Source organism: Rhizorhapis sp. (assembly GCF_035276005.1).
Lineage (GTDB): Bacteria > Pseudomonadota > Alphaproteobacteria > Sphingomonadales > Sphingomonadaceae > Rhizorhapis.
Genome location: NZ_DATEMB010000046.1, coordinates 1 through 3125 on the forward strand (window position 1 = coordinate 1; position 3125 = coordinate 3125).

At 59.2% G+C, this 3125-nt stretch carries 3 protein-coding genes; all 3 read left to right on the forward strand.

Annotation, left to right across the window (positions count from 1 at the left end):
• Positions 1 to 824 (forward strand): hypothetical protein (locus VJS46_RS10245; RefSeq protein WP_324059944.1); only part of this gene is annotated, 824 nt, incomplete at its 5' end.
• Between the two features lie 603 nt (positions 825 to 1427).
• Entirely contained in the window at positions 1428 to 2648 is a 1221-nt protein-coding gene (locus VJS46_RS10250) for a hypothetical protein (RefSeq protein WP_324059945.1), read from the forward strand.
• 23 nt (positions 2649 to 2671) lie between these two features.
• Positions 2672 to 3079 carry a hypothetical protein gene (locus tag VJS46_RS10255; protein WP_324059946.1) on the forward strand — a complete coding sequence of 136 codons (408 nt, stop codon included), beginning with the start codon at positions 2672 to 2674 and terminating at the stop codon, positions 3077 to 3079.
• Positions 3080 to 3125: the final 46 nt, after the last annotated feature.

The window sequence follows — 3125 nt, forward strand, 5'->3', positions numbered from 1 at the left end:
GTCGGGTCAATGAGGTTGTGGACGCGGCTAGCAATGATCTCATCACGTCGCTGGAGGCGCAGGGGAAGAGCAACGCCGCCCGCACCTATGCGGAGGCCGATCGCCAGTGGGCTGAACGGATCAAGACGCTCGATGACGTGATCCTGCCCATCATCGGCAAGAAGGGTGAAAAGAGCGGAGAGCAGATCGCGACCGCGCTCAATTCGGCGGCAAAGGGGAACAACGCCCGCCTGGCCAAACTGTTCGAGACGCTGCCCGAAGAGGAAGCGGGGATCGCTCGAGCAACGATGATCGACAATCTCGGCAAGGCTGGCCCCGGCGCGCAAAACGCTGGCGGCGATGCCTTCTCGTTCAACAGCTTCCTCACCAACTGGAACAAGATGGGCAATTCGGCCAAGAATGCCATTTTTCAGGGTGAGAACCGGCACGCGATCGATCAGCTTGCGCTTCTGGCGGACAGGGCCAAGGCTGCGTCGAAATATCAGAATTACAGCAACACCGGCTTGGCGGTGATGGGTGCGGCGACAGGTGGAACCGCGATGGCCAGCGTCCTTACGCTCGGCAAGGTGCTGGCCGCGCAATACGCTGCTGGGCGCCTTCTCGCGTCTCCAAAGGTCGCCAAGGCCCTGCTGAAAATCGCGCAGGCTAAAAATCCAGCAGCGGTTAGGGCACGGGTGGAGGCATTATCCTCGGTGGCCGCGCGTGAGCCAGTGCTGAGCAATGAGATCGGCCAGCTTCAGCAGAAGCTGCTAACCGCCATGAATGATAATTACGGCGCACAGTCCGCCGCGTCACGGGAAGAGAAGAAATCCCCCAAGCCATAACGCCTGCCACGGCCTACTTCGGTATGCCGTGCAGGCTATGGCGACGATCAACAGGGCCTGCCAAATTTTCATGTTAAAATGGCAGGAAGTTGGGACTGCGGCATCCGCTCACATCCTTCGTCAGATAGGCGCACCTCTGCGAATTTTCATTGCCCGCGCACGCTCCAGACTCTTCCTGAGCGACTTTTCCTTGTGCCACAGCATATAGGAGCGCGTCGGTATCCAGATATTCCTTCGGGGCCAAATAGGACTTTAGCCGATGTAGGCTTAGACTCACCTCATCGTTCAATTTGGAAATGTTGGGCCTGAAGGCTTCTGGATATCTGTTGGGGTCAAGCGGCGGCCCATCGAGCCTACCGATGCAGTAGGCGGCGCGCAACTCCACATCACTCAATGGACGCCCGCCCCATGACGCTGACGGAATTAGCACGGCACAGGCGAGCGCAAGAATGATCTTCTTCATAGAATCACAGACATAACATTGGCTTGCCCATGCGCGCAATTATGCTAGTGTCCCGGACGGGAGCAGCCCTTGCTGCGCGGTAGTGGGCCGCGATCCCGTCAAGCCAACCACAAGACCGTAATGATTTTGGGATTGGCTCCATGGCGCGGCTATACGACACTGGCATTTTCTCGGTAAACACCAGCGCTGGCGCGGTCGGCGCAGGGTGGAAGCTGAATTTCTACATCACGGGCACATCGACGCGCAAGGCGACCTATCCCACCCGCACTGATGCCGATGCAGCTACAAATGCGAACGCCAACCCCGTGGTTGCCGACGCGAACGGGCGGTTTTCTGCTATATGGCTCACCAGCGGTGACTATAAAGTCGTCCTCACTGATGAAAATGACGTTGTTAAGGTAACGATGGACCCTGGCGATAGCAATCCAAGCAACACCCTCGGCACCGACAGCCTGAACCTCGGCGCCCTCCCCTCTGGCTCTACCAACGCGATCGACATTTCCCGCACGGCGACCTCTGCCGATGCTGGAGGAACGACGCAATTCTACAGCCTTGCGAACCGCGTCTATGCGCAGGGATCGAACAACTATGATTATGTCCGCGCGAATTACAGCGGCACGCATGTAGACACCACGGGCGGCACGACCACCCATGCCGATGGCCTGCACCAATATGTCTGGCTGTCGGGTGCTGGTAATGTCGCCTACGCCCAGGCCATTGCTGGCCATATCCGGGTTGACGGCCCCGGCGACATCACTGCCGAAGCAACCGTTTTCCGCGCCGTCTCCACCACGCTCGGCGGCACAGGTTCGATCGAAGTCATCAAGGGCTTTAGCGCCGGCCAGTTGGGCGACGCGACCAAGGTCGTGAACGTCTATCAGTTTGATGCGGAGGACACGCAATCCTCCAATGTCGTGATCGGCTATCGTTCGCAGATCAGCGCCAACGGCCCGTATAAATATGCGTTCTTTGGCGCAGGGACCGCGCCTAGCGCATTCGGTGGGAAAGTCGCGGTCGGTTTTACCTCCGAGCCGCTGTGGACCTTGCACGTCAAGGAAACGACCGCCACCAACATAGCCACTTTCGACAACACCAACGCCAGCCCCTTTGGCATCCGCGTTCGCTATACGGCGGCTGCTCCGAATGGTTCGGACAACGCCTTCCTGAGTTTGGAAGACAGCGGCGGCGTCAAGTTCAAGGTGCCGTCAAATGGCACGGTCGAGATTAACGGCAACCGCGTCCTATCCTCGCGTCAATCCGCGGTTACGGCGCCCACAGGCGGGGCAACTGTGGACAGCCAGGCACGGACAGCCATCAATGACCTGATCGCCAGGCTACAGGCGCACGGGCTGATTTCGTGAGTGGTAACGGGGGAACAGCGGCGATGACGCCATGGGTTGAAATGGCGCTTGCCAAATATGGGACGATCGTTGCGGGGTGGGTAATCGGGACGGCGGCGAAATACGGACTGACGCTGGGCGAGGGCCGCAAGGTCACGGTCAAGATGGTTGTGATCGACCTCTTGCTGATGTGCTTTGTCGTCCTTCTGGCGCGGTGGATCATCGAACGGCTCGGGCTGAATGCGGGGGACGCGGCGACGATCGCGGCGCTGATCGGGCTCAGTTCCGAACGGATCATCCGCCTGGTGCGGCAATGGTTCCTGAAGCGCGCCGACGATTACCTGGAGCAGCATGTGAAGGGTGAAATCCGGCAGGCGGCGCAGATGGAGATCAGCGCAGAGAGGACCATGCACGACATTGCCACGGGCAAGCGGATGATCGGGGAAGAATGATGAAAACCAGCGAGAAGGGCCGGAAGTTGATCAAGGACTTCGAGGG